The organism is Pseudomonas sp. (assembly GCF_030696055.1).
Lineage (GTDB): Bacteria > Pseudomonadota > Gammaproteobacteria > Pseudomonadales > Pseudomonadaceae > Aquipseudomonas.
This window is the reverse complement of record NZ_JAUYNP010000064.1, coordinates 1-7,058: the sequence shown is the minus strand read 5'-3', so window position 1 is coordinate 7,058 and position 7,058 is coordinate 1. Positions and strand designations below refer to the sequence as shown.

Sequence of the window (7,058 nt, the reverse complement as noted above, 5' to 3'; positions counted from 1 at the left end):
GAGACCATGGACGCCGACCTGCGCGCGTTCTACGAATACAAATCCATGCATATGGAGCCATGGGATGGTCCGGCCGGCGTGGTGCTGACCGACGGCCGCTATGCCGTGTGCCTGCTCGACCGCAACGGCCTGCGTCCGGCTCGTTGGGTCACCACCAAGAATGGCTATATCACCCTGGCCTCGGAAATCGGCGTGTGGAACTACGCACCCAAAGACGTACTGGCCAAGGGCCGTGTCGGCCCGGGGCAGATTCTCGCCGTCGACACCGAAACCGGGCAGATCCTCGGCAGTGACGATATCGACAATCGTCTGAAGTCGCGTCATCCCTACAAGCAGTGGATGCGCAAGAGTGCCACGCGCATTCAGGCGACCATGGAAGACAGCGACCACGGTTCGGCGTTCTACGACCCGGACCAGCTCAAGCAGTACATGAAGATGTACCAGGTCACCTTCGAGGAGCGTGACCAGGTGCTGCGTCCGCTCGGCGAGCAGGGCCAGGAAGCCGTGGGCTCCATGGGCGACGACACGCCGATGGCGGTGCTGTCGCAGCGCGTGCGTTCGCCTTACGATTATTTCCGCCAGCAGTTCGCCCAGGTCACCAACCCGCCGATCGACCCGCTGCGTGAAGCCATCGTCATGTCGCTGGAGATCTGCCTCGGTGCCGAGCGCAATATCTTCACCGAGTCGCCGGAGCATGCCGCACGCGTGATCCTCAGCAGCCCGGTGATCTCGCCGGCCAAGTGGCGCGCCCTGATGAACCTGGATCGCCCAGGCTTCGAGCGCCAGCTGATCGACATGAACTACGACGAGTCGCTCGGTCTGGAAGCGGCCGTGCGCAATATGGCCGACCAGGCCGAAGAAGCCGTACGCGCCGGTAAGGTGCTGCTGGTGCTGTCCGATCGGCATATCGCCCCGGGCAAACTGCCGGCGCACGCCTCCCTGGTGACCGGTGCCATCCACCACCGCCTGACCGAGACCGGTCTGCGTTGCGATTGCAACATCCTGGTGGAAACCGCCACCGCCCGCGACCCGCACCACTATGCGGTGCTGCTGGGCTTCGGTGCCTCGGCGGTCTACCCCTTCCTCGCCTACGAAGTGCTGGGCGACCTGATCCGTACCGGCGAAGTGCTGGGCGATCTGTATGAAGTGTTCAAGCACTACCGCAAAGGCATCTCCAAGGGCCTGCTGAAGATCCTGTCGAAGATGGGCATCTCCACCGTCGCCTCCTACCGCGGTGCTCAGCTGTTCGAAGCCGTCGGCCTGGCCGATGACGTCACCGAGTTGTGCTTCCGTGGCGTGGCCAGCCGCATCAAGGGTGCGCGTTTCGTCGATATCGAAGCCGAGCAGAAACTGCTGGCGGCCGAAGCCTGGAACGCGCGTAAGTCGATCCAGCAGGGCGGCTTGCTCAAGTTCGTCTATGGCGGCGAGTACCACGCCTACAACCCGGATGTGGTCAACACCCTGCAGGCCGCCGTGCAGCAGGGCAGCTACGAGAAGTTCAAGGAATACACCACCCTGGTGGATACCCGTCCGGTATCCATGCTGCGCGACCTGCTCAAGCTGAAGCTGGCCGAGCAGCCGCTGGCCCTGGACCAGGTCGAGCCGATGGAGGCTATTCTCAAGCGCTTCGACTCCGCCGGTATTTCCCTCGGTGCCCTGTCGCCGGAAGCCCACGAGGCCATCGCCGAGGCGATGAACCGTCTGGGCGCGCGCTCCAACTCCGGTGAGGGCGGCGAAGACCCCGCCCGCTACGGCACGGTGCGCAGCTCGAAGATCAAGCAGGTGGCCACCGGCCGCTTCGGGGTCACCCCGGAGTACCTGGTCAACGCCGAAGTGCTGCAGATCAAGGTCGCCCAGGGCGCCAAGCCCGGCGAAGGCGGCCAGCTGCCAGGCGGCAAGGTCAACGGCTTGATCGCCCGCCTGCGTTATGCGGTACCGGGCGTGACCCTGATCTCGCCACCGCCGCACCACGACATCTACTCCATCGAAGACCTGGCGCAGCTGATCTATGACCTCAAGCAGGTCAACCCGCAGGCGTTGGTTTCGGTCAAGCTGGTGGCGGAAGCCGGTGTCGGCACCATCGCCGCCGGTGTGGCCAAGGCCTATGCCGACCTGATCACCATCTCCGGCTACGACGGTGGCACCGGCGCTTCGCCGCTGACCTCGATCAAGTACGCCGGCGCGCCCTGGGAGCTGGGCCTGGCGGAAACCCACCAGACCCTGCGCGGCAACGACCTGCGCGGCAAGGTGCGGGTACAGACCGACGGCGGCCTGAAGACCGGCCTCGACGTGATCAAGGCGGCCATCCTCGGCGCCGAAAGCTTCGGCTTCGGCACCGCTCCGATGATCGCCCTGGGCTGCAAGTACTTGCGCATCTGTCACCTGAACAACTGCGCCACCGGCGTGGCGACGCAGAACGACAAGCTGCGCAAGGATCACTTTATCGGCACAGTCGAGATGGTGATGAACTTCTTCACCTACGTCGCCGAGGAGACCCGCGAGTGGCTGGCCAAGCTGGGTGTACGCAGCCTGGAAGAGCTGATCGGGCGTACCGATCTGCTGGAAATGCTGCCGGGTGAAACCACCAAGCAGGGCCATCTGGACCTGACTCCGCTGCTCGGCAGCGATCATATTCCGGCCGACAAGCCGCAGTTCTGCCAGGTGGAGAAGAACCCGCCGTTCGACCTGGGCCTGCTGGCCGAGAAGATGGTCGAGCTGGCCAAGCCGGCCATCGCTGCCGCCAGCGGTGCCGAGTTCGAGCTGGATATCTGCAACTGCGACCGTTCCATCGGTGCTCGCGTCTCCGGCGAAATCGCTCGCAAGCATGGCAACCAGGGTATGGCCAAGGCGCCGGTCACCTTCCGCTTCAAGGGCACTGCCGGGCAGAGCTTCGGCGTGTGGAACGCCGGCGGCCTGAATCTGTACCTGGAAGGCGATGCCAACGACTACGTGGGCAAGGGCATGACCGGTGGCAAGCTGGTGATCACCCCGCCGAAAGGCAGCCCGTTCAAGACCCAGGAGTCGGCCATTATCGGCAACACCTGCTTGTACGGCGCCACGGGCGGTAAGCTGTTCGCCGCCGGTACCGCCGGCGAGCGTTTCGCCGTGCGTAACTCCGGTGCGCATACAGTGGTGGAAGGCACCGGTGACCACTGCTGCGAATATATGACTGGCGGCTTCGTCTGCGTGCTGGGCAAGACCGGCTACAACTTCGGCTCGGGTATGACCGGCGGTTTCGCCTACGTGCTCGACCTGGATAACAGCTTCTACGACCGGGTCAACCACGAGTTGGTGGAAATCCAGCGGATCAACAACGAAGCCATGGAAGCCTATCGCAGCCACCTGCGCGGCGTGCTGACCGAATATGTGGCGGAAACCGCCAGCGAGTGGGGCAGCAACCTGTTGGAAAACCTCGACGACTACCTGCGCAAGTTCTGGCTGGTCAAACCGAAGGCGGCAAGCCTGAAGTCGTTGCTCTCCAGCACCCGTGCCAACCCGCAATAGAACAGAGCTGCAGCGGCAAGCCTCAAGCCCTAAGCGCGCGAGCTTGCCTGCTACCGTGATCGTCTTGCAGCTTCCAGCTTATAGCTTGCCGCTGCCGTTATGAGGTTTTGCAATGACTGAACGTCTGAATAACGACTTCCAGTTCATCGAAGTCGGGCGCAAAGACCCGAAGAAGAAACTGTTGCGTCAGCGTAAGAAAGAGTTCGTCGAGATCTACGACAACTTCAAGCCGGCGCAGGCCGCGGACCAGGCGCATCGCTGCCTGGGCTGCGGCAACCCCTATTGCGAATGGAAGTGCCCGGTGCACAACTTCATTCCCAACTGGCTGAAGCTGGTGTCTGAGGGCAATATTCTCGCCGCCGCCGAACTGTCGCACCAGACCAACACCTTGCCGGAAGTCTGCGGCCGGGTGTGCCCGCAGGACCGTCTGTGCGAGGGTGCCTGCACCCTCAACGACGGCTTCGGCGCGGTGACCATAGGTTCGGTGGAGAAGTACATCACCGACACGGCGTTTGCCATGGGCTGGCGTCCGGATATGTCGCGGGTGGTGCCGACCGGCAAGCGCGTTGCGGTGATAGGTGCCGGCCCGGCAGGCCTGGGCTGTGCCGACGTACTGGTGCGCAACGGCGTGACCCCGGTGGTGTTCGACAAGAACCCGGAAATCGGCGGCCTGCTGACCTTCGGCATCCCCGAGTTCAAGCTGGAGAAGAGCGTGCTGAGCAATCGCCGCGAAGTCTTCGGCGGCATGGGCGTGGAGTTCCGCCTGAACACCGAAATCGGCAAAGACATCAGCATGGAAACCCTGCTCGCCGAATACGATGCCGTATTTATGGGCATGGGCACCTACACCTATATGAAGGGCGGCTTCCCCGGTGAGGATCTGCCGGGTGTCACCGACGCGCTGGATTTCCTGATCGCCAACGTCAACCGCAACCTCGGTTTCGAGAAGAACGCGGAAGACTTTATCGACATGAAGGGCAAGCGCATCGTCGTGCTCGGTGGCGGCGACACCGCCATGGATTGCAACCGCACCTCGATCCGTCAGGGCGCCAAGTCGGTCACCTGCGCCTACCGCCGCGACGAAGAGAACATGCCGGGCTCGCGCAAGGAAGTGAAGAACGCCAAGGAAGAAGGCGTGAAGTTCCTGTTTAACCGCCAGCCCATCGCCATAGTCGGTGAAGACAAGGTCGAAGGCGTGAAGGTGGTCGAGACCCGTCTCGGCGCGCCGGATGCCCGTGGCCGTCGCAGCCCCGAGCCGATTCCGGGTTCCGAGGAAATCATCCCGGCCGAAGCCGTGCTGATCGCCTTCGGTTTCCGCCCAAGTCCGGCGGACTGGTTCGAGTTGCACGAGATCAGCATCGACAACCAGGGCCGTGTGGTGGCGCCGGAGCAGAGCCAGTTCAAGCACCAGACCAGCAACCCGAAGATCTTCGCCGGTGGCGATATGGTGCGCGGTTCCGACCTGGTGGTGACGGCTATCTTCGAGGGCCGTAACGCCGCCGAAGGCATCCTGGATTATTTGGGCGTCTGACGGCGCAAGCTGCAAGCCATAAGCTGCAAGTAAAAGCGCTTTGCTTGGAGCTTGCCGCTTAACTCTTGCAGCTGCGCGCCTAGCGCGCCAGATAAAAGGCACGGCACTCGCCGTGCCTTTTGTTTTGCGCTCTGCGAAAATGCCCGCACTTTTTTGCTGCCTTCTTATGTCTCGGGAATTGTTATGACTGCCCTGAAGAACGACCGTTTCCTGCGTGCCCTGCTCAAGCAGCCCGTCGACGTCACCCCGGTGTGGATGATGCGCCAGGCCGGTCGTTACCTGCCGGAATACCGCGCCACTAGGGCCCGCGCCGGTAACTTCGTCAATCTGATGAAGAACCCCGAGCTGGCCTGCGAAGTCACCATCCAGCCGCTGGACCGTTACCCGCAGCTGGACGCGGCGATCCTCTTCTCCGACATCCTGACCATTCCCGACGCCATGGGCCAGGGCCTGTATTTCGAGACCGGCGAAGGTCCGCGCTTCAACAAGGTGATCAGCAGCCTGGCCGATATCGAGGCGCTGCCGATCCCCGATCCGGAAAAAGACCTGGGCTATGTGATGGATGCCGTGCGCACTATCCGCCGCGAGCTGAATGGCCGTGTGCCGCTGATCGGCTTCTCCGGCAGCCCCTGGACCCTGGCCACCTATATGGTCGAAGGCGGCTCCAGCAAGGACTTCCGCAAGTCCAAGGCCATGCTCTACGACAACCCGCAGGCCATGCATGCTCTGCTCGACAAGCTGGCGCAGTCGGTCACCCACTACCTCAACGGGCAGATCAAGGCCGGCGCCCAGGCGGTGCAGATCTTCGATTCCTGGGGTGGTTCGCTGTCCGCGGCGGCCTACCAGGAGTTCTCCCTGGCCTATATGCGCAAGATTGTCGACGGCCTGATCCGCGAACACGACGGCCGCCGCGTGCCGGTGATCCTGTTCACCAAGGGTGGCGGCCTGTGGCTGGAGTCCATGGCCGAGACTGGCGCCGAAGCCCTGGGCCTGGACTGGACCTGCGATATCGGCAGCGCCCGCGCCCGCGTCGGCAGCAAGGTGGCCCTGCAGGGCAATATGGACCCGAGCGTGCTGTACGCCAAGCCGGCGGCGATCCGCGCCGAGGTGGCGCGCATCCTGGCCAGCTATGGCCAGGGCTCAGGCCAGGTGTTCAACCTGGGTCACGGCATCACCCCGGAAGTCGACCCGGCCCATGCCGGCGCCTTCTTCGAGGCGGTGCACGAGCTGTCCGCGCAATACCACTAGCAGTGGGTCGGCGTGCCGTTGGCCTGCGCTGAGCGGGCCAGCTTGTGCACGTGAATGGCGCTGATGCCGAGCAACTCGGCCTGCTCCTGTAACTGCTCGGCACTGGCATTGGGGGCCGGCATCAGCAGGCTGTTTTCGGCATCCGAATAGTGCAGCTCGATCAGGTAGTGGGCCGCGCGATCCGGCGGGAATTGCTCGCCGTCCGCTTCTATAACTTTGCTTCTGGGTTGATTCCGGAAGCAGTAGTCGATCTGGAAACTGGGCATGGCGGTACCTCGGCATTAGGCCCCGCGCTGCAGGGGCGTGGGGTACAGCTTCCAGCATAGTCCGGTAGGGCCGGCAGGACAGGTCCGCCGCGGCCGTTGGTCGGCAACGCGCTGGGGGGCTAGAGGCATAGCAGGCGGCGCCCGCGCGCGGGGCGGGCGCCGTTGAGGTGTGCGGCAAAGCGTCAGGGCTGGCGCAGTTCGCGCACGGTTCGCAGCAGGGCCTGCTGCTCAGCCTTATCGAGTTTCTCGGCGAAGGCCGGCATTGCGCCTGGGCCTTGCTGGATGGTCTCGAGGATCTCGGCGTCACTGACCCTATCCTGCCACTTGGCCTGGCTCAGGTTCTGCGCGAAGTACAGCCAGCCGCGCAGGTTGTTGGCGCGGCCGTCTTCCGCATGGCACTTGGCACAGTACTGGCCATACAGCTGTGCGCCATCGTTAGCCGCGCTGGCCGCGCTGGCCGCGCTGGCCGGCACCTAGGCCGAGTGCGGCCAGCAGGGCGAGGGCCAGGT

The 7,058-nt window shown here is 63.8% G+C and carries 5 protein-coding genes; 3 read left to right on the top strand and 2 right to left on the bottom strand.

The features are described from left to right. From gltB to hemE, 3 genes are all read left to right on the top strand, one after another. Nucleotides 1-3,504: glutamate synthase large subunit (gltB, locus tag Q8Q83_RS03910; RefSeq protein WP_305621301.1), on the top strand; the 3,504-nt coding region annotated here is incomplete at its 5' end. A 112-nt stretch (nt 3,505-3,616) separates the two neighbouring features. Further along, nucleotides 3,617-5,035 (top strand): FAD-dependent oxidoreductase, encoded by a 1,419-nt coding sequence (locus Q8Q83_RS03905; RefSeq protein ID WP_305621299.1) that lies wholly within the window; start codon nt 3,617-3,619, stop codon nt 5,033-5,035. Nucleotides 5,036-5,218: 183 nt separating this feature from the next. Next, complete coding sequence (hemE, locus tag Q8Q83_RS03900) at nt 5,219-6,283, top strand: uroporphyrinogen decarboxylase (protein ID WP_305621297.1); 1,065 nt, start codon at nt 5,219-5,221, stop codon at nt 6,281-6,283. Here the strand turns inward: hemE and Q8Q83_RS03895 are convergent. Both Q8Q83_RS03895 and Q8Q83_RS03890 read right to left on the bottom strand, forming a co-directional pair. Next, entirely contained in the window at nt 6,280-6,549 is a 270-nt protein-coding gene (locus tag Q8Q83_RS03895) for a hypothetical protein (RefSeq protein WP_305621295.1), read from the bottom strand. The genes hemE and Q8Q83_RS03895 overlap by 4 nt on opposite strands. Nucleotides 6,550-6,731: 182 nt before the next feature. Then, complete coding sequence (locus Q8Q83_RS03890) at nt 6,732-7,022, bottom strand: cytochrome c (RefSeq protein WP_305621293.1); 291 nt, start codon at nt 7,020-7,022, stop codon at nt 6,732-6,734. Between the last annotated feature and the right edge of the window lie 36 nt (nt 7,023-7,058).

Coding starts and splice junctions, on each gene's coding strand:
- Q8Q83_RS03905 (WP_305621299.1), top strand. CDS start 3,617: ATGACTGAACGTCTGAATAACGACTTCCAGTTCATCGAAGTCGGGCGC.
- hemE (WP_305621297.1), top strand. CDS start 5,219: ATGACTGCCCTGAAGAACGACCGTTTCCTGCGTGCCCTGCTCAAGCAG.
- Q8Q83_RS03895 (WP_305621295.1), bottom strand. CDS start 6,549: ATGCCCAGTTTCCAGATCGACTACTGCTTCCGGAATCAACCCAGAAGC.